At 55.7% G+C, this 19,143-nt stretch carries 22 protein-coding genes; 11 read left to right on the forward strand and 11 right to left on the reverse strand.

Features of this window, described 5'->3' with window-relative positions; all coding sequences use genetic code 11:
- The first annotated feature begins 429 nt into the window (after positions 1 to 429).
- The 5 genes from IQ265_RS08180 (at position 430) to IQ265_RS08200 (ending at position 3,790) form a co-directional block, all read left to right on the forward strand.
- Entirely contained in the window at positions 430 to 1,179 is a 750-nt protein-coding gene (locus tag IQ265_RS08180) for a hypothetical protein (protein WP_194052299.1), read from the forward strand.
- A gap of 173 nt (positions 1,180 to 1,352) precedes the next feature.
- Complete coding sequence (locus IQ265_RS08185; RefSeq protein ID WP_194052301.1) at positions 1,353 to 2,141, forward strand: hypothetical protein; 789 nt, start codon at positions 1,353 to 1,355, stop codon at positions 2,139 to 2,141.
- Positions 2,142 to 2,440: 299 nt separating this feature from the next.
- A complete protein-coding gene (locus IQ265_RS08190; RefSeq protein WP_194052303.1) occupies positions 2,441 to 2,803 on the forward strand; it encodes a hypothetical protein in 363 nt (120 codons plus the stop codon).
- Entirely contained in the window at positions 2,800 to 3,201 is a 402-nt protein-coding gene (locus IQ265_RS08195) for an HNH endonuclease signature motif containing protein (RefSeq protein ID WP_194052305.1), read from the forward strand. Before IQ265_RS08190 ends, IQ265_RS08195 begins: the two co-directional genes overlap by 4 nt.
- Before the next feature lie 133 nt (positions 3,202 to 3,334).
- Positions 3,335 to 3,790 carry a GFA family protein gene (locus IQ265_RS08200; protein WP_194052307.1) on the forward strand — a complete coding sequence of 152 codons (456 nt, stop codon included), beginning with the start codon at positions 3,335 to 3,337 and terminating at the stop codon, positions 3,788 to 3,790.
- Between the two features lie 73 nt (positions 3,791 to 3,863).
- Here the strand turns inward: IQ265_RS08200 and IQ265_RS08205 are convergent, their stop codons facing one another.
- The 3 genes from IQ265_RS08205 to hemE form a co-directional block, all read right to left on the reverse strand.
- Positions 3,864 to 5,894: an elongation factor G gene (locus IQ265_RS08205; protein WP_194052309.1), complete on the reverse strand. Its 2,031-nt coding sequence runs from the start codon at positions 5,892 to 5,894 to the stop codon at positions 3,864 to 3,866.
- 355 nt (positions 5,895 to 6,249) lie between these two features.
- A complete protein-coding gene (locus IQ265_RS08210) occupies positions 6,250 to 7,047 on the reverse strand; it encodes a PD-(D/E)XK nuclease family protein (protein WP_194052311.1) in 798 nt (265 codons plus the stop codon).
- 62 nt (positions 7,048 to 7,109) lie between these two features.
- Positions 7,110 to 8,171: a uroporphyrinogen decarboxylase gene (hemE, locus tag IQ265_RS08215; protein WP_194052313.1), complete on the reverse strand. Its 1,062-nt coding sequence runs from the start codon at positions 8,169 to 8,171 to the stop codon at positions 7,110 to 7,112.
- 273 nt (positions 8,172 to 8,444) lie between these two features.
- Here hemE and IQ265_RS08220 point away from each other — a divergent pair, with 273 nt between their 5' ends.
- Positions 8,445 to 8,963, forward strand: a complete 519-nt coding sequence (locus IQ265_RS08220; protein WP_194052315.1) for a phycobiliprotein lyase — start codon at positions 8,445 to 8,447, stop codon at positions 8,961 to 8,963.
- Here the strand turns inward: IQ265_RS08220 and IQ265_RS08225 are convergent.
- Both IQ265_RS08225 and IQ265_RS08230 read right to left on the reverse strand, forming a co-directional pair.
- Complete coding sequence (locus tag IQ265_RS08225) at positions 8,956 to 9,204, reverse strand: hypothetical protein (protein ID WP_228037705.1); 249 nt, start codon at positions 9,202 to 9,204, stop codon at positions 8,956 to 8,958. The genes IQ265_RS08220 and IQ265_RS08225 overlap by 8 nt on opposite strands.
- 185 nt (positions 9,205 to 9,389) lie before the next feature.
- Entirely contained in the window at positions 9,390 to 9,728 is a 339-nt protein-coding gene (locus IQ265_RS08230) for a hypothetical protein (RefSeq protein ID WP_194052317.1), read from the reverse strand.
- Between the two features lie 230 nt (positions 9,729 to 9,958).
- Here IQ265_RS08230 and IQ265_RS08235 point away from each other — a divergent pair, with 230 nt between their 5' ends.
- Entirely contained in the window at positions 9,959 to 11,446 is a 1,488-nt protein-coding gene (locus IQ265_RS08235; protein WP_194052319.1) for a hypothetical protein, read from the forward strand.
- A 24-nt stretch (positions 11,447 to 11,470) separates the two neighbouring features.
- Positions 11,471 to 12,154 (forward strand): helix-turn-helix domain-containing protein, encoded by a 684-nt coding sequence (locus IQ265_RS08240; RefSeq protein WP_194052321.1) that lies wholly within the window; start codon positions 11,471 to 11,473, stop codon positions 12,152 to 12,154.
- Between the two features lie 355 nt (positions 12,155 to 12,509).
- On the opposite strand, the gene lysS is transcribed toward IQ265_RS08240, so the two are convergent.
- From lysS to upp, 4 genes are all read right to left on the reverse strand, one after another.
- Positions 12,510 to 14,051 carry a lysine--tRNA ligase gene (gene lysS / locus IQ265_RS08245; protein WP_194052323.1) on the reverse strand — a complete coding sequence of 514 codons (1,542 nt, stop codon included), beginning with the start codon at positions 14,049 to 14,051 and terminating at the stop codon, positions 12,510 to 12,512.
- 196 nt (positions 14,052 to 14,247) lie between these two features.
- Entirely contained in the window at positions 14,248 to 14,532 is a 285-nt protein-coding gene (locus IQ265_RS08250; protein ID WP_035985781.1) for a YggT family protein, read from the reverse strand.
- Between the two features lie 121 nt (positions 14,533 to 14,653).
- Positions 14,654 to 14,977: a hypothetical protein gene (locus tag IQ265_RS08255; protein ID WP_194052325.1), complete on the reverse strand. Its 324-nt coding sequence runs from the start codon at positions 14,975 to 14,977 to the stop codon at positions 14,654 to 14,656.
- A 179-nt stretch (positions 14,978 to 15,156) separates the two neighbouring features.
- Entirely contained in the window at positions 15,157 to 15,810 is a 654-nt protein-coding gene (gene upp, locus IQ265_RS08260; protein WP_194052327.1) for a uracil phosphoribosyltransferase, read from the reverse strand.
- 201 nt (positions 15,811 to 16,011) lie between these two features.
- On the opposite strand from upp, the gene IQ265_RS08265 reads away from it, so the two are divergent.
- From IQ265_RS08265 to IQ265_RS08275, 3 genes are all read left to right on the forward strand, one after another.
- Positions 16,012 to 16,326 (forward strand): YkvA family protein, encoded by a 315-nt coding sequence (locus IQ265_RS08265; protein WP_194052329.1) that lies wholly within the window; start codon positions 16,012 to 16,014, stop codon positions 16,324 to 16,326.
- A 105-nt stretch (positions 16,327 to 16,431) separates the two neighbouring features.
- Positions 16,432 to 17,049 carry a hypothetical protein gene (locus IQ265_RS08270; protein WP_194052331.1) on the forward strand — a complete coding sequence of 206 codons (618 nt, stop codon included), beginning with the start codon at positions 16,432 to 16,434 and terminating at the stop codon, positions 17,047 to 17,049.
- A 298-nt stretch (positions 17,050 to 17,347) separates the two neighbouring features.
- Complete coding sequence (locus IQ265_RS08275) at positions 17,348 to 18,256, forward strand: hypothetical protein (protein ID WP_194052333.1); 909 nt, start codon at positions 17,348 to 17,350, stop codon at positions 18,254 to 18,256.
- Here IQ265_RS08275 and IQ265_RS08280 read toward each other — a convergent pair.
- Positions 18,190 to 18,462, reverse strand: coding sequence for a hypothetical protein (locus IQ265_RS08280; RefSeq protein ID WP_194052335.1), 273 nt, complete (start codon positions 18,460 to 18,462; stop codon positions 18,190 to 18,192). The two genes, IQ265_RS08275 and IQ265_RS08280, sit on opposite strands and share 67 nt — an antisense overlap.
- Positions 18,463 to 18,635: 173 nt before the next feature.
- Positions 18,636 to 18,806, reverse strand: a complete 171-nt coding sequence (locus IQ265_RS08285; protein WP_194052640.1) for a chlorophyll a/b-binding protein — start codon at positions 18,804 to 18,806, stop codon at positions 18,636 to 18,638.
- Between the last annotated feature and the right edge of the window lie 337 nt (positions 18,807 to 19,143).

Genomic DNA, 19,143 nt, shown 5'->3' on the forward strand with positions numbered 1-19,143 from the left:
TTGCGGGGTTAGCTGTCTGTTGGTGCCGCAAACACCTTCAGACAGCGCTAAGATTTTCGAGTTCTGCAAGACAACCGCTCTGCTCGAACGGCTTAACGTAAAAGAGTAATGGTACAAGTGCTCCCCGTCAACCGTAGAGGATGGCACGATGCTCTGGCAGATGTTTTTAGTTAGACAGAATAGTTCTGCCTCTTTACCCTTGGTAGGGCTACTATGCAGATTATCTGCTGTATATCTACTCCCCAGGGGAATTAGATTGCGAATAAACTGTATATCTATCCTGTAGTAGGGAATTAGGCAGATAGGAGCGATCCAAAAAAAGTTATACAGCTTTAGTCGGTGAGTTAGGGGGAAAGTTCTTTAGGATATTGGAAGATTCTAAAACTGTGCATTTTAGTGCCATGTTCGATCGTAGTGGATTGAGGCGAGATGGAAATTATTAGGCGCATTATTTCAGACATACGTAAAGGTGAAAACATTGATCTTTACCTCTTCGCGCTCGCAGCACTCGCATTAGCAATCCTTAATGGATTAGGTTTGGCTTCCAAAACTCTTATTGAATCGGTTACGCTAGCTTTATTGGGATTACTAGCAGCTTATAGTCTCGGAATTCGAGATCGATTGAATGGCATAAATGATAAGTTCACAGGAACAAGTAATCTTCTCTACGAAGAGCTTCCATCTAATTTGCGAGATGCTACTATATCCAACTCGAAAGAGTTATTTATCATTGGCATATCCCTCAATCGCACCATAGCAACGTTTTACTCTCAACTAGAGCAGAAATTAAAAGACGGTCAGAAGATCAAAATTCTTGTTGTCGATCCCAATGGTGAAGCGGTTAAGTTGATACCACAAAGAATATACCGACCTATATCTAATCAGCGGCTGAGTGACAAAATATCAGACACTTTATTGCTCACTTGTAGTTTGCATTCAAAGGCATCGGATCAAATTGAAATAAGAACGATTGACTTTCCAATTTCCTTTGGTTGCTTTGCATCCAATATAGAGATGAGCGATGGTTCTATCTACATCGAGTACTACTCTTATAAAACCACTAGAGATTTACCGTGTGTTGTGGTTTCCTCTCGAAAAAACCCATATTGGTATAGTGTGTACAAAATTGAGGTTCTAAACCTTTGGAATGCTGGTAAAGAGTGGCATTGCAAGTCTTAGTTTATTTGCTGTATAACAATTGAGATGGAGCAGACAGAACAAACCTCTTCATTCTAAACTCAAGGCTACTGTTGCCGATCATCTCAATCGTTATACAACTTGATAAAATTATTATAAGGCGAAATAAGGCAAAAATACTATGTTAATTAACATATGGAGGTTTAATAGAACTTGTGGGCGAAGAACTCCGGCGGCTTAGCAAACGTCGAAAAGCACTCCATCAGCTACGTGAAATTGGAGAACGTCAAGATAACACGCTTGTCATTCACTACTCATGTGAAAGTTTTTATGACAGATTAGATGGTTCAACACCAAGAATCACTTCAATCGCTGTTCGCAATTTTGCATCGGGTCAAACTGAATCATTTTCAATTCATAAGATTGCTGAATTATCTCATCTCCTACCGGCACAAATTGTTAATCATTACGATGATCTTGAGCATCAGATGCTTGACGAGTTTTTTCGTTTTTTAACGAGGAATGAGCGGTGTATTTGGGTTCACTGGAATATGAGGGATATCAATTATGGTTTTCAAGCCATTGAACATAGATATCGGGTTCTCGGTGGTAAGCCAGTACGTTTGCCTGAGGAAAGGAAATTTGATCTAGCTCGTGCTCTCGGAGATGTTTATGGACGCGATTATATAGGTCATCCTAGGCTTGAAAGTCTCACTAAAAAGAATAAAATTTCTGACATTGGATATCTTAGTGGTAAAGATGAAGCGGCAGCATTTGAAACCAGGGAGTTTGTGAAACTTCATCAATCAACATTACGTAAAGTTAATGTTCTCGCAAGTATCTTTGAGCGCACACTGCAAGGAAGTCTTCAGACAAATGCTAAATGGTATCAAATTTACGGCTTTCACCCAAAAGCTTTGTTGGAAATTGTCACTGAACATTGGATCTGGAGCTTGATCGTTGTGATTGCAACAGTTCTCAGCATCGTAGTTGTATTCTTGTAAACCGTCTAATAATTCGATCGGAGAGCGATCGCAGATCTCCTGTAGGTTGGGTTGACGAAGGAAACCCAACAAGCCCAAAAGGTCTTTACTCCCAAACCATCGTGTCTTAAAGGGTAATCTCTATCAGTTCCCCAATCGTTTTGACTGAATGGTTGCGTCGTTTTTCTAAGTGTTGGGTTTTGCCAGCTCAACCCGACCTGCTTACTGTTCAACGTTAGCACCGAGGCGAATACTCTAAAAAAACGGCACAAGACCGAGGAGAGCTATAATCTTAGGCAAGTGATTTTCTATCCAGAGTCATGACTACAGTAGCCATTCTGCCTATCTCCGGTGCTAACGGCGAAAAAACCTATCGAGCGATCGCAGGGGATAAACATTCTGTGGGGAAAACTGCTGGTCAAGCTTTAGATGCTTTAACGGCCCAGCTTGACGAAATGGAATTTAGTGCGCTACTAGTCATTCAAAGTTTCCAACCTGATTCTTTTTTTAATGCAGAACAGCAGGAACGACTATCGGAATTGATGGAGTCTTGGCGATCAGCCCGAGATCAAGGTTTGGCACTACCACCAGAACAACAAGTAGAACTAGACAGCCTTGTTGAACTTGAGTTGCGAGCAGCAACAGCCCGTACTGCGGCTTTCATGCAACAGGGCAATTCATGAATCCTTATTACACGGAGGTTGCTCAGAGAGCGAGCCATCGTTGTGAATATTGCAAGGCTCCTGAAGTGGTTTTCAATTTTCCATTTGAAGTAGAGCACATTGTTCCCCTGTCTCGACAAGGTTCAAATGATGAAGCCAATCTAGCCCTTGCTTGTCGTTCCTGTAATCTTCGTAAGGGCAATCGTATCAGTGGAGAATCTTCCCGCGCTAATGCACAAGTTCGTTTCTTTCACCCACGAGAGGATCTATGGAGTGAGCATTTCCAGGTAATTCCTGAATCGGGTGAAATTTTAGGGATAACTCCGATTGGCGAGGTTACTGTGGAGTATTTGGCAATGAATAGTTTTGCTCAAGTGGCAGCACGACAGTTATGGATTCGCTTAGGGATGTTTCCATAGCCGCACAATACAACAACTGTGGTACAGCGGATTTCAGAACCGCATGGATGAAAAACAAAGACTCTGGCAGCGGCTGACTATAACCGCTAGAACAAAACACAATGTTGACGATCGAAGCACCAGGGAGTCAGTGATGACAGACAGTAAACCTCACAAAACGGGCCAGTGTAGATGTGGGCAGGTTCAGTTTGAAGTCAGCTCAGAACCGCTAATGACGATGGCGTGTCACTGCACCGGCTGCCAGCAAATGACCGCAAGCGCCTTTAGTTTGAGCACACTTTACCCCAGCAGCGGGTTCAAAGTAACGCTGGGTGAACCTGCGATCGGTGGACTGCACGGCGCAACACGGCATTATTTTTGTGCCCACTGCATGAGCTGGCTATTCACGCACCCCGAGGGTATGGATGACTTCGTCAACGTGCGATCGACGATGATGGAAGATGCCCAATCTTACAGCCCATTTATCGAGACCTACACTGACGAAAAGCTGCCCTGGGCAACAACACCCGCCGTCCACAGCTTTGCAAAATTTCCACAGCCAGAAGATTTTCCGGCGTTGCTGGCTGAGTTTGCCAAACGACTTGATTAGATGGCAGTTAGACCCCAGAGTTTTTGCAAAAGCTCTAGGGTCTGTTGAGAGAGACACTATTCAGCGGGTGTGGTTAGCGATCGCCCCCTGTACTGGCCAAGATCCGCTCGGTCAGCTTCTCGGGCACCGGGTCGAGGTGGTCGTAGGTCCACTTAAAAAAGCCCACGCCCATCGTCAGCGACCTGAGTTCCAGAATCATGGTCTGCATTTCCGCCTGGGGCAGGTGCCCGGTCACTACATCCCAGCCGGGCCAGTCGGCCTTGCCCTCGTAGCCCAAAATCTGGCCGCGACGGCCTGTGATCAGCTTTAACACATTAGAGGTGTAGAGGCTGGGCACCGAAATTTCGACCTGGGCGATGGGCTCGAGCAGGGTGGGGGTGCAGGCCGCTAGCCCTTCCTGCATGGCGATGCGGGCCGCCTGCTTGAAGGCGTTGTCGGAGCTATCGACGTTGTGATACGAGCCATTGGTGAGCGTCACCGCCACATCCACCACCGGGAACCCCAATGGCCCGTGGTCGAGGTACTCGCGCACCCCGGTTTCGACGCTGGGGATGTACTGCTTGGGCACCACGCCGCCCACGATGGTGTCGCTAAAGGCAAAGCCGTCGCCGCGCGGCAGCGGCTGAATGGAGAGATACACGTCGCCAAACTGGCCGTGGCCACCGCTCTGGTGCTTGTAGCGGCCATGCACCGACTCTTTGGCCTGGCGGATAGTTTCTTTGTAGGGCACCTGGGGCAGGTGGGTGGCCATGGGCAGGTTGTACTTGCGGCTGAGGCGATCGATCGCCAGCTTCAGGTGCACATCGCCCTGGCCCCAGAGAATGACCTCGTGGGTGTCGCCGTGCTGCTCCCAAAAGAGCGAGGGGTCTTCCTCCAGCAGCTTGGTCAGGGCGGCGCTGAGCTTAACCTCGTCGCTGCGCTTGGCGGGGGCAATGGCCAGGGCGTAGACCGGGTCGATCACCGGGGCCTTTGGCAACAGGGTGTCGGGGGTGCCCTGGAGCGTGAGGGTGTCGCCGGTCTGGGCACCCTCCAGGCGGGCTACGGCGACAATGCGGCCGGCCTCGGCCCGGCTGAGGCTGTTCTGCTGGGTGCCCATTAGGTCGTAGAGGCCGCCCATGCGATCGCCATTCAGACTGTCGCCATCCTTCAGCTCGCCGCACCAGACCCGCACCAGCGATAGCTTGCCGCCCTGCGGGGTGTAGTAGGTCTTGAGCACCTGGGCCAGGGTAGCGTCGTCGCAGGCAATGCCTCTGCGATCGCAGGTAATGCTGGGTTCAGGCGCTTCTTTGACCAGGGCATCGAGCAGGGGCCGCACGCCGTAGTCGGCCTGGGCCACGCCAATAAACACGGGTACGATCAGGTCGGCCCCCAGCTCCATTTTTAGGTCGCGGACAATTTCGTCTTCGGGGGGAGTAATATCTTCCAGCAGTTCTTCGAGCAGGTGGTCGTCGTAATCGGCCAGGGTTTCGAGCATTTCGGCGCGGGCGGCCTGTTCTTCTGCCTGAAGCGAGGGTGGCAGAGGCACAGGGTCGGCGGGGGCACCGGGGTGGTAGTGAAAGGCCTGCTCAGTCACCAGGTCGATAAAGCCTACTAAATCCTGGTTTTGGCGAATTGGGTACTGCTGCGGAATCACCGGGCGCGAGGAAACCTGACGCAGGGCAGCCAGCACGTCGGCAAAGGTACCGTTGGCGCGATCGAGCTTGTTGATCCAGATCAGGTGCGGAATTTCCCAGGTATCGAGAAATTGCAGCAGGGGCGAGAGGGTGAGCACCTTATTGGGGTCGGCTTCGCAGACTACGATCGCCGCATCGACCCCCATCAGGGCGTGGTTGGTTTCCTGCTGTAGCTCAACCGAGCCGGGGCAGTCTACGAACGTAAAAGAAATGCCGCCGTACTGAGTACTGGCGGCATTTAGTTCAACGGTCATGTGTCGGGCGCGGGCCTCCGGGCAGCTATCGCCGAGGGTGTTGCCCTCATCGACGCTGCCCTTGCGGGTAGTGGCCCCAGTGACCGAGAGAATGCTTTCTAACAATGTTGTCTTACCGCTAGAGTAAGCACCCACCAGCGCCACATTGCGCCGGCCTGAAAGGACGTTTTGGGTCATTATAAACTCCTTGCCATGTAGCGATGGCATGTAGGGAAAGGCCCACAAAATGCAGGCTGGACGAGCTTGATGTGAAGCGACTCAGCTGTGTCTAGCTTCAGATTAACCCGACCTTAAACCCTTGCTTAACCAGGTTCTAGAAAGTTCACCTGTTGAAGTTTTGTGGTGAACTTTATCGTGGGTTTTGTCGGTGTGTAACGGTAATTTAGAGTAACCGCCCCCTTGAGCGGAGTCGTTGGCAAAGCCGCCCCAGAGGGGCTAGGGGATATCTCGGGTAGGTTTTGGCTTTCTCCCTTCGGGAGACGCTCCACGAACGACTTCGCTCAGCCAGCATAGTTCTAGGGACGATCACCATTTAGAGCGGCACCTCGGCAATGTCGGCGATCGCAGGCAAAACCGTTCCTCCCATTTCGCCAAAGCGCTCCGCCCAGCGCTGACAGCGCACCGCATAGGAGCACTCGGCGCAGTGGCCCGACTCCGGATCAACCTTGGGCAGATCGTCGCCGGGGGCCATTAGATCCGTGAGGCGATCGGTCAGCCGCCGCAGATCGGCCTCGGTGCGGCGGTGCTGGGCCTCGCTGTAGGCGATCGCAATACTGCTGGGCGGCTCAGCCCGGTCTTCTGATCGGGCTTCCGCACCGGGAGGGGCGACAAACCAGTAGGTCATCGAGACCTGCTCTGGGGCCAGATCGCTGGTTTCAACCAACAAATAGAGGTACAGACGAGTCTGCCAATGTTTGGCCAACTGCGCCTGCTTGGGCGGATGCTGGTAGGTCTTCCAGTCAATAATTTGGCCCCGGTTCGGCTCCAGCAGCAGCAGGTCGTAAATAGCGGTCAGCAGGTAGCCGTTGAAAGCTAGGGTGCGACGGTGCTCGCTCTGCCGAAAGCGATCGGCCTGAGGTGTAAACAGTTCCGGCGCAGCGGCCAGCAACCCCTGCACCGCCACATCCAGCGCCGCATCTTCTTCAAGAAAACCCTCAATAGGTAGGTCCAGCTCACGCTGCTGCATCACCAGGTGAAACTGGGTGCCCCACCGCTGCCGCTCCAGCATCTCTGGGTCGGTAGGCACCGGCACCTGCTCCAGATAGCCGTACTGGTAGCGCCGGGGGCAAATTTCTAGCTGACGCAGGTGGCTCTGGGTGAGGGTAAGCATAGCCAATGGCCATAAGGTAGGGGCGCAACATGCTGCGCCCCTACACAGGATGACACGGGGGATTAAACCGTTGCCAGCAGTTTATCGATGTTCTTAGCGGTTTCGAAGAAGTAGGCGGCGTTTTCTTCGGGGGTGCCGGGCAAAATGCCGTGGCCCAGGTTGAGAATGTGGCCCCGATTGCCCGCTTTTTGAATGGTGTCGAGAATGCGATCGCGGATCAGCGCCTGAGAACCAAACAAAATCGCCGGGTCAATGTTGCCCTGCACACCAAGGCTTGGCCCCAGGCGACGGCGGGCCTCCGCCATATCCACCGTCCAGTCGACGCTGACGATATCGACGCCCGACTCGCCCATCAGGTCAAAAATACCGGCGCTGCCGCTGATGTAGAGAATGAGCGGGGTATCGGGGTGGGTCTGCTTCACCTGCTGCACCACCCGCTGCTGGTAGGGCAGGGCAAAGGTGCGGTAGTCCATAGGGCTGAGCTGCCCGGCCCAGGAGTCAAACAGCTGCACCACCTGGGCACCGCAGTCGATCTGGTAGCGCACGTACTGGGCAATGTTGTCGGCCAGCTTGCCCAGCAGGGTGTGCAGCATGGCGGGCTCCGAGAACGCCATACCCTTGATGTTGGTGTAGCTCTTCGAGGTCTTGCCCTCCACGGCGTAGGCGGCTAGGGTCCAGGGCGAGCCGACAAAGCCCAGCACCGCCGCATCGTTGCCCACTTCCTGTCGCAGGGTTTGCAGAATGGTGCGAATGTAGGGCAGCGCTGTCTCGGGGTCCAGCTCGTGTACCGCGTCGATTTGGGCCTGGGTGCGAATGGGCGGGTCGATGATCGGACCCTTGCTCTCAACGATGTCGAAGGGAATGCCCATGCCCGGCAGCGGCGTCAAAATGTCGGAGAACATGATCACTCCGTCGGGGCGAAAGGCGCGCCAGGGCTGCAGCGAGATCTCGATCGCCAGATCGGCATTTTCGGAGCGATCGCGAAAGGACGGGTACTTATCGCGCAGGTCGCGGTACACCTTCATGTAGCGCCCTGCCTGGCGCATCATCCACACGGGGGGACGCTCTAGCACCTCGTGGCGGGCGGCGCGGAGCAACAAAGGTACCTGGTTCACTGCGGTCATGTGAGGCGTCACCAATTTACAAGAACAGCGTTATGAAAGCGCCCGTTCAAAAACGAGCCTGAGCGTAACCGTTAGCGTATCACTCTGTGATGTTCTCTAATTCTTACGGGAAAAGGGGTTCAGCACTTTTCATATCGCAACATTTGTACACAATTAGCCAGCTCCTAAAGGGCATTGTTTTAGCGCCAATCAGCCCTATCCTCAGGCTAGAAAAGGTGCGCTTCGCTTTAGAATTAAAGACTGTGACTCGTTGGCAAAACGCAGATTATCCCCATGGACATTGTGAACTTTTTTGAAACCCTGGCCGGCAAGTGGTTTTCCCAGCGCACGACCCACAATTTGGCTGGGCAGAGTTCTCAAGCAGGGCAGTCCAATCTGGTCATTGAGTTTTTGCCTGCCACCGATAGCGATCTGGCGGCGGCCTGTGCGCCTCTGAGCCATGACCCCGGCCAAATTGCCTGCGGCCTGCGCGTTCACCAGGACAGCCAGATCGACGGGCAACCGCAAAAAACGCAAAGCACTGCCCTCATGGTCATTTTCTCCCCCACTGCAGCAGGGGAGGGGGTACTGGTGCAGGCGGCCGGGTTGTCTGTCCTTGAGGGGCGCTACCGAGTCGAAGATGAGGTACTCACTATTACCACCCCTACCAAGAACGGACAGGTGGAAGAACGCCTGTGGTTCGTGAACCCTAACCTGCGTATGCGCACCAGCGTAGTCAAAGTCGGCGATACCGAACAAATAGCGTCGTTTTGCTCCGAAATTCGGATGGGGGTCAGCAAACCCGCTACCTGACCACTGCAGTCACAATCGTCGTAATGGTAGCTGTCGCCAGCAGGCCAAAGGCCAGCTTTACCACCCACTGCGAGGCCTGCTGATAGGCCGCAAAGCGAATATTGAGTTCCTTGGTTTCCTCGGTCAGCTTTTGAATAGCTTCGCTGTTGTGCTGGATGGCTTCGCTGTTGTGCTGAATAGCTTCGCTATTGCGCTCTACCAGAGCTTCAATGCGATCGAGGCGGTCTGTACTGGCGGCCATGGACTGCTCTCCCTTACCTATTGCAATTATTGCCCAAAACCCAAAGAAAAGTCCCCCGGTTGTAAGCGGGGGACTTGGGGTGCTGACTCTGGTTTGCTGGGTTAAGACTGCCCAATTCGATGGAGTGACGGCGGTCTGCTAATCGGTGTGAGTCCTCCGTCAGCGGCTGCACCTGTGTAGGTTTGTTATGGCGTGGGCAGCTGATCTGGATGACTGGGCTGCGGGCTCGGGAGGGGTCTGATCATCAGTTCGTTGCCTTTGCGGCCCAGCACGGCCACCAGGTCACCGGGCTGAAAGTCAACCCCTGGCTCGACCGGAATGGCGGTCCAGTAGGTGGCCTCATACTTAACCTGATAGCGCGATCCGGGTCGCAGTACGTCGGCCACCTCAGCGGTGTAGTCGGACCAGGTGCCTTCGAAAACCTGTACCTGGTCGTCGTCTTGTCCCCAGGGCACGTGCTCGACGGGGCCTGGCTCTAGGGGAAATTCATCGGGCTCGGGTTGAGCTGGGGAGAAGTTTGTCATGGCGATCGCACCTCAGTGCTAAAAAGATATGGGCTAAAAGAGTATGGGCAAGAAACCGGGGATGATCGATGGCTCATGATCGATGGCTCATGCCCTGATGTCTCCCCAACGTTTGCCGGTCGCGCAGTAGAATGCCACCAGCAATCATCACCATTTATGATGAACCAATTGCGACGGCTGTGACACTGTCGTGGAGTATGAGGCGTGGAATGTGAGGATAGTGGTTGGCTATGGCAGGGTCTCAAATTGAACAGTGGCAGGAGCCAGAACTCCAGGTCGATGCGGCAGTCCAAGAGGCCGCGACGGCGGCGGCAATTACGCTAGCGCCTGCGCCCGCGCCGCTGCCCCGACCCCGCTGGCAACGGCGGCTAGCGATCGCCGCTGGCATCGGTGCCCTGGGCGGGCTAGGAGCTTTATTGTGGTGGTTCTTTGGGCGTACACCGCCCCACCCCTATGTAATCGACCTGTCGCCATCCCAGAGCCAGTATGCAACCGCCGAGGCCGAGTCACCCCGGCTGAGCTGGCAGGTCAGCCATCCCCGCCAGGTTCAAACTATGCTTTTGCGCGGCTACGCCCCCGATGGCACTCTGATCTATGGGCCTGAAACCTACGACCTATCCCAGGGGTTGCCCGTCAGCCTGCTGCCCTACTGCAGCCAAACCAGACGGCTGCTGACCTGTCGCGAAGTGCCTTTGGAGCTGCGTGAGCCGGGTCAGTACCGCTTTGAGCTCACCCTGCTGCCCGACATAGCGCTCAACCTGCCCCCGGTGGTGGCCGAGAGCAGCCTGGTCACGGTGGCTGACCTGCCCCAACCCACTGTGGTCGAACTCGCCCCCGACCAGGTCATTTACTCTGAGGCAGGCACTCAGGTTTCGGCCAGCACCGCCGGTATGGCCCCTGCCGTCACCGAGGCCGGCATCAGCGTTAGCTGGATTGTCACTAACCCCGAAACCCTGCAAGATTTGCTGCTAGTGGTCAAACGGCCCGATGGCGCAACGTTAGGAGGCCGCCGCTTTAGCCTGCGTGACCCAGAAAACCCATCCCAGGTGGCGCTGCCCGACGCGCTACAGCCCTTCTGCCAGCTGCAGGATCGCCTGATCTGTCAGGGCGTGCCCACCGGCATGCTTGAGGTGGGTCAGTACCAGTTTGAGCTCACCCCGGTGCCGGTCAACCTGGGCGATCGCGAGCTGCCCGCCGCTAAGCAGAGCGAGGTCGTCACGATCGAACCCCGTCCGGTTCGCATTGCCTCGTTCACCATCAACGGGCGCGACGCCCAGCCCAAGTACCTGGTTCCGGTCGAGCTAGGCCAGCAGATCCCCGGCTTTCAGGTGGCCTGGCAGGTGGAAGGCGGCTCTACCGCTAAAGTCGAGCTGCTGCCCTCGCCTGGCACCGTTGGCCTGCAGGGGGCGCTGTCGATGCCCCTGAGCCCAGCGGGCACCACCACCGTCACCCTACGAGTGACCGATGGCCAAAACCCTCCCCTGGTGCGGGCCGTTACCTTTGAAACCTTCAACCCTCGGCCCAATCAGCCCGTGATTATCAATCAAGGTGGCGGCGGTGCTCCCGGCAGTGAAGGCGCTCCGGCTCCCCAGCCTGCGGCCCCGGCCCAACCCCGCGATCCGCTGGGCGAAAGTCTGCGCGATCGCGATGCAGCCTCCGATCAACCCCTGTCCGACTTACAGACCCGTCCTCCCGAAGATCTGGATTTGAAATTTTAGGACGACATTCGGCCGGAGGGGGTTATGGCTACAACAGACGTTGACGCGGTGGACTACAGCCCGGTACTGCGATCGCTGATGGCCCAGGCTAGCCTGACCAGCTACCGATCGCTCAGCCGTGCCAGCGATGTCCCTCGATCGGCTATTGATACCCTGCGCCGGGGCCAGGTTGGTCGGCTGCAGGTGTCTACGCTGCAGCGCCTCAGTCAGGCGCTAGGGATGCCCTTGGAGGCGCTGGTAGCTAAATTTAGTGCCCCACTGCCCCGAGATGTAACACCTCAAGCACCAGCCAGCGATGGGCTTGAGGTGATCAGCCAAATTAAAGCCCTGCGACAGGAGTGCGATCGCCTCCAAACCCAGCTCGCCACCCAGGCCGAGACGGTACGCCAGCAGGTGCAGCAGCAGGCGATCGCCCAGCTAGAGCCCTGGCTGGTGCAGTGGCCCACTGCCGTCTACGCCGCCCAGCAAAAGGCCGATCTGCCTGCCCAAAAGCTGGTGCCGCTGGTGCGGCCTGTAGAAGCCCTGGTCCGGCAGTGGGGCCTAACCCCAATCGACTTGGTAGGCGCTGAGGTGCCCTTCGACCCACAGATTCACCAGCCCAAAGCAGGCAACCCTGTGCCGGGACAGCCGGTGCGAGTTAGCCATGTGGGCTACCGGCAGGGCGATCGCCTGCTGTACCGCGCCAAAGTTAGCCCAATCCAGCCATAGACGCGGAGTTTTTCAGTTGGTGCCTGCCTGGGGCATTTTTCATCCCCGCTTTAAAGTTTCCATAAAGTTTTAGATTTGACCTTCGATTTCCTACGGAATTTGGGCTTGATCATGGGAATCTTATGCGTGGGTGAGTCAAACCGGGCAAGCCCAGCTTACGTTGCTATACAGAACTCCACTTTCTAGCCGAACTACTTATATCTGAAAAGCTCCTGGCCCAAGGGCTGGGAGCTTTTCGTTAGGGGCAGAGCAACAGCCATGCCGCTAGCGCCGCACCCCATCGGTAAAAAAGCCATAGCCGTCCCTTCGACTCCGCTCAGGGAACGGCGATTTTGAATTGTCTCCAACGTCCCCTCTACTCGTCGCGCTCCGGCTTCAGCAGCGGAAAGGCAATCACATCGCGAATGCTGGGGCTATCGGTCAGCAGCATGACCAGGCGATCGATGCCAATGCCCTCACCGCAGGTAGGCGGCATGCCGTGCTCCAGGGCAATCAAAAAGTCTTCGTCAACTCCGGTAGCCTCCAGGTCGCCTGCCGCCTTCCGGGCCGCCTGCAGCTCAAACCGCTGGCGCTGGTCAATGGGGTCGGTTAACTCCGAGAAGCCGTTGGCGGTCTCGCGGCCCGCTACAAATAGCTCAAACCGTTCTACGACCCCAGGCTTGCTGCGGTGGGGCTTCGAGAGCGGCGAAATCTCTACCGGATGGTCAATCAGGAAGGTGGGTTGAATCAGCGTCGCCTCCACCTTTTCCTCAAACACCTCGTTCAGCAACTTGCCTACCGAGTCGCAATTGTCTAGGCCAGGCAGGTTCAGCTCTTTAACCGCCGCCTTGGCTTCTTCTAAAGTAGCGAACTGATGAAAATCTAGCCCGGTGTGCTCCTGCACCAGGTCGTGCATCGAGACCCGCCGCCAGGGTGGGGTGAGGTCAATATCGACCCCCTGATAGGTAATTTTGAGCGTGCCCAGAATGTCTTTGGCCAAGGTCGCCACCAAATCTTCGGTGAGATCCATAAAGTCGTGGTAGTCGGCGTAGGCCTGGTAAAACTCTACGCTGGTAAACTCGGGGTTGTGGCGGGTCGATACCCCCTCGTTGCGGAAAATGCGGCCAATTTCAAACACCTTCTCAAAGCCGCCCACTACCAGCCGCTTCAGGTGCAGCTCGGTGGCAATGCGCAGGTACAGGTCCATTTCCAGGGTGTTGTGGTAAGTCACGAAGGGGCGCGCCTCGGCCCCTCCGGCCTCGCTTTGCAGCACTGGGGTCTCAATTTCTAAAAAGCCCCTATCTTCCAGGTAGCGGCGAATGCCCGTGGTAATCAGCGCTCGTTTGCGAAAGGTGTCGCGCACGGTGGGGTTAACGATCAGATCGACGTAGCGCTGGCGGTAGCGCTTGGCCACGTCGGTCAGCCCGTGCCACTTGTCGGGCAGGGGCAGCAGTGCCTTGGTCAGCAGGTTGTAGTTCTGCACCTTGACCGAGAGTTCGCCCTTCTCGGTGCGCTTGATGGTGCCGCGCACGCCGAGAATATCGCCCACATCGGTGAGCTGCTTCAGGTGCTCAAAGGCATCGGCATCCACTGCCCCCATTGCGGTCTGGATGGTGGCTTTCTCCAGGTAGAGCTGAATAATGCCCGTTTCGTCTTGCAGGCTAAAGAACGCCAGCTTGCCAAACACACGGCGGGCCAAAATTCTCCCAGCCAGAGAAACTTCGACATCCACCTCTTCCCCTGCCTCTAGGTCGGCATACTTGGCCTGTAGCTCGGCGGTGTTAGCGGTGATGTCCCACCGGTAGGCAAACGGGTTTTGACCCAGCTGCTTGAGATCTTCGACCTTTTGCAGCCGTGCCGCACGAATGTCTTCAAGGCTAGAGGCGCTTTGGCCAGAACGATTAGAGTCAGACGACATAGCTAGGGGCAGATGAATGGCGTAAGGTCACAAGCCCCCATTATAGGGAACCCTGGCCCCCGCACTGCTAAGCCGTTTTATCTTGTAGTTGGCGCACTTAAAAGCACAATCAGCCTGGCCGCTGGCCCCTTACATTAGGGGTCTGAGCAGCCAGGCTGAAGCAAAGTCCGTAAACGGACGGTTAGAGGAGGGGCGGTTAGAAGTAGGCGTAGGACGAGGCGGTAGCGGCTGCGATCGCAACCAACCCCTGTCGCACAAAGGACAGCAGCAGAAAAGCCAGAATGGGAGACAGGTCAATACCACCTAAGGGAGGAATAATCGACCGAAATAGGTTGAGGTAAGGATCCGTCAGCTGACTGAGCACCGAGAAAGGAGGGCTAAACCAATCCACATTGGGAAACCAGCTCAATAAAATACGAACGATCAGCAAGATCGTATAAATCGATAGAAAAGTCGTGAGGGTTTGTACCAATATGTCCATCTGAGAACCTCGGCAGTAGTCGTTACCAACAATACACGGAACGTCTTTAGTCTGTCAGTTAGTGTAACGGTTTGCTTCGCCCGGAACGTCGCCAACCCGGTAGATTTGCTTAAGAGTTTGCTTAGTCAACGCGGGAGGGGTTTTCCCAGGGGCGCTCGGAGTGGCCGTTAATACCGCCGAGCTGCTGCCTGACATCGTCAATGGCGTCGTTGAGCTGAGCGATTTTGGTCTCTAGGCCCAGACGGGCGGCCTCAATACTGTCTTCGTCGGTATCATCAAACTCGCCAAAGGCCAGATTGCTGTTGTCCTTAGGCAACGAGGGCTTAGCCTTGCCGCCCCCAGCCTGAATGCGCGAGGCAGCTAGGGCACCAACAATGCCCCCTAGCGCTCCGCCCACGACGGTACCGAGCAAAAATCCGCCGACAAAATTGTCTTGCTGACTCATAGATTGCTATCCACCTAACCCAAAGAACCGATGCCTAGAATACTCTATTGTGCCAAAGCCTAGGTCTGACTGCAGATTGCGCCCCGCTTTTCTATTGTGACAATTTTTGGGCGCGAGTAGGGCCAACCATGGGCCAGTAGGTCGCCTACAGCACCTGTTCACTGGCAGCGTTTCCAGTGCTAAGTGCCAAAGGTGCGATCGCCCGCATCGCCCAGCCCCGGCACAATAAACCCGTGTTCGTTGACCGTTTCATCGATCATAGCCGTATAAATGGTCACGGTAGGGTAGGCAGCGGCCAGCTTTTGCAGGGCCGGAGGTGCCGCCACAATTGAGATGATCCGCACCACGGCGGGGTCAATGCCTCGCTGGGTCAGCTCATTCATCATGGCCATAATGGTGCCGCCAGTCGCGAGCATGGGTTCGCTAATGATCACCCGCGTCGCCGGGTCGAGCTGGGCGGGCAGCTTGTTGAGGTAGCAGCTGGCCTCTAGGGTTTCTTCATTGCGCACAAAGCCCACGTGGTACACCGAAGCCAGGGGCAACAGCGCCTGAATACCGGGCATCAGCGCCAGACCCGCCCGCAAAATTGGCACAATCATCGTCGGCACTTCGGGGTTAATAAAGGTGGCTGGAGCCGGGCCGAGGGGCGTGTTAACGGTCGTCTCCACAGTTGGCAGCCAGTCGCGCACCGCCTCGTAGGTAAGCCAGCGGCCCAGTTCTTCCATTGCCGAACGAAACAGCGGCCCCGGCGTTTCGGCATCACGGGCTACTCCTAGCCAGTGCTTCACCAGAGGATGCGGCGGAACATAAATGCGCAGTTGAAAAGACGACATAGCCCGACTACCACAAAAAAATCTGCCACATCATAACCTGGAAGCCCTATTAAGCGGCGATATATGGCCGCCTAATAGGGCTTTACGGCTTCCGCTATACGGTCGATTCGGTGTAAAAACACCGCTTTTACAGAGGTAAGCCACACCTGTATTTAGGCTTTGGTTTTGTCAAGATAGTTGTGTTGGAGAAAGGAGATAGCAATGGCAAAGCGATTTTTTGGTAAGCCTTTTATGAACTGGTACCGTCAGCTACTGCGGAACTCGAAATATCGTTGGGTGGTGTTATTTGGCACCCTGGTTTACCTGGTCAGCCCCATTGATATTTCTCCTGATGTATTCCCCGTTTTGGGTTGGATTGACGATGGCTTAGTCGCCACGATCGCTATTACCGAAATCACCCAAATTCTGCTCGATCGCAAGCGCAACCTGCGCCAAGTCGACGAAGCAATCAGGATGACGGAAGCCGTAGACACTAACGAACAGGTCATTGATGTCGATTCTGTTGCGGTGATGTAGCAATTGTCAGTGTGAGCTGTAGGTATTTTTTGTCCACAGGCTACAGCTCACTTTTGAAAGCTTTTAACAGCCTTAAACCTCATTTTTTGATTAGGAGAAGCCCCCATGACTAACACTGTGCAAGACCGCGTTAAGACCGAGTGGGAAAAAGCCCAAAAAGAGGGTGGTCAGCGCCTGGAGCGGATTCGTGACATCGTCAAGGAAGCCGCGATTGAAGCCCTGGCTGAGCTTAGAGAAGGCTCTGGCGAAATTGAAACTCAGGGCCGCAAAACCCTGGCTGAAATGATTGAGCAACTGAAAGCCAATGAAGCTGCCGACGAGGCTGCCGACGAAGCGGTCGCCGAGGCCGTTGCTGAGGCGGTTCAAGCTGAAGCAGCCTACGGAGCGACCTATACCGGGGCGACCGACGAGGCCACTGCCCCCACCTGGGCGCAAATCTTCGCCGACCTGCGCTACCTAGCCGACGAGCGCAAAGTGGGTTGGGCCCAGCAGCTGCTCTCGAGCCTGCAAACCCACATCGATCGCTTTGATGCCGAAATGGTGACCGAGTATGGCGATCGCTATAGCCCATTTCGCACGCTAGTGCGCGGGGTACGTGCCCTGATCGCTCTGGCTTATAGCAAAGTTAGCCAGGCTGCTGCGCCTACCGCTCACACCCCCGTCCAGATTGAGGTGATCGAGGTGGTGGATGATGCGGAGCACCGTGGCGACACCCAAGCCTAGGTTTGAAGTTGGTTGTGTGATTAACCCTTAGACAGGGCCAAAGCGCTGCGATCGCAGCGCTTTTTTGTTGTTTTTGCGCTCGGCGTAGCCAAATCCTGAGAACAGTAACAAACCTGCAGCATTAATATTGCGCTCTGCGAACCTGTGCAACGTTTCCTGGCAACGGGTTAACGATCCGCTAAGCGGCTTGGTAGAACAATGAAACTAAGGTTGGGTGGCTAGCTCTAGCCACTGGCAATAGTCAACGATCGGCCCCAAAACGATCGCAATATCCCCACACTTTGGCGAGTGTTTACCTATGGTTAGCTCTCCTCTCGCCCCGTCATCTCAGCGCCAGCAGGTGAGCCGACCAGCCGCACCTGACCCCCAGCTGGCCCTGGCCGTAGCCGACGACAGCTTTTTGCGATCGCTCCTGACCGACAGCCTGCCCGCGATCGCCCATCCCCACGAGATTGGCTCAGTCACCGTCGAGGTTGGCGTACCCCTGCCCAACTCGGCCCTAGGTCGTATGGATGCTGTGCTCACCTTCGAGCACATCAACTGCGTGCTGGCCGGGTCGTACCCCGATGCGCCGCCGCTGCCCGACCTCCACAACCACCGCGAATACCAGGCCATCACCCCCTGCCACTCCGACCTGTCCACCCTGGCGCAAAATGTGTCGCTCACCGAAGCAGAGGCCCTGCTGGCGCGATCGGGCTTTAACTCCGACGAGGTGCAGCACATTCTCAACCTGCCTTCCCAGGGATGGCACAAGTCGTGGTGGTACAGCCTCACCGCCGAGGGGTTTCTCACCGTCCCCTTTCAGCGCCACATTCGCAGCCGCTGCTACGCCGACGGCACCTGCACCCTACAGTTCAAAGACCACTACGCCCAGCAGCGCCCCGAAGGCTTTCGCAGCCAGCCCCAAAAGCTGCCGGTGGTGGTGCACTCTCCCCACGTCAGCTTTTGCGACAACCTGGCCCACGTCAACCTCAGCCGCCAATCTTTAAGCACCCCACAGGCTATTTTGATTGCCGACGACCTCACCGAGCTTGAGGTAGAGGGCTACATTCGCCAAAACGTTAGCCTCTACCGACAGCGCAGCCTAGAGTACTTGCTCAACGCCAACTGTCGCTCCTGCAGCCAGGTCAAATGCCCGCTTCAGGGGGTAGACTCGTCGCCCGTGCTGGCCTGTAGGTCGTTTCGGCCGGTGGATGTAGGAATGTAGACCTGTCCCGGCGGGTTCAGCATGGCCGGCATTTTGCTCGATGTAGCGTGGCGCTGAATTTGCCCCCAGCTTAGCGTTACAGCTCCGCCCGCCAGCAGCAGCCCAAACAGGGCCAAGGAGACCTTGTCTTCTGTCGCCCCCATTAGGCCATCCACAGCGCCTACGGTGAGCGCTGTAGCCAGCCAAGGTTGTTTTCTAAAAAGCACCTTAATGGGTCTGTCTCCTGGATGCAGTAAGTTTAATGACGGTGGAGTTCCTCTGGGAGATTCCCCTTCCCCCTAAGAAAGGGAGGCACCTGAGGCAATTGTTCCAGCAGAAATGTGGGGGAATCGAATCTCGTCAGTAGAGCTATTCGCCCTCATCGAGCCGGATCGTTGCGCTACCGCAGCCCCAGCCAGGTCACGATCGCCTGCCCGGTAGCCATCTCAAACAGCACCAGCCCTACAAAACCGAGCATAGCCGCCCGCCCGTTTAGCCGTTCGGCGTAGTCGTTAAAGCCCGCCTTGGAGCGTTCAATCGTAGGGACAACGGTAGGTTCGAGGTTGGCCATGGGTTTGGGAAATGTCATGTGTTTCCTTAGACTACCCTATGGCTTGTTCATTGTGGCACCGGGTGTGACGGCTTCTTTGCGTTGTATAGAGGAGCCGTTGGGGAGGAGCCGTTGGGTGCGATCAACGAGGTTGCGGTTGAACAGCATTGACTGTGCCAATGTCCTGACGCCGACACAGCCCCTCACATGCTTCAGCATCTCCAAAGCTCGACAGGCATGTGGCCAGAGTTGTGCCCAGGCAGAGCACAGAAACGACGGGGGGCCTGTTTCTCCCACTTCCCGTTTCGTGCAGCCTCGCTGCCGTGGACTTCGGCTTCGCCCCTTACAATAGAAACTC

It is taken from the genome of Nodosilinea sp. LEGE 06152, assembly GCF_015207525.1.
Lineage (GTDB): Bacteria > Cyanobacteriota > Cyanobacteriia > Phormidesmidales > Phormidesmidaceae > Nodosilinea.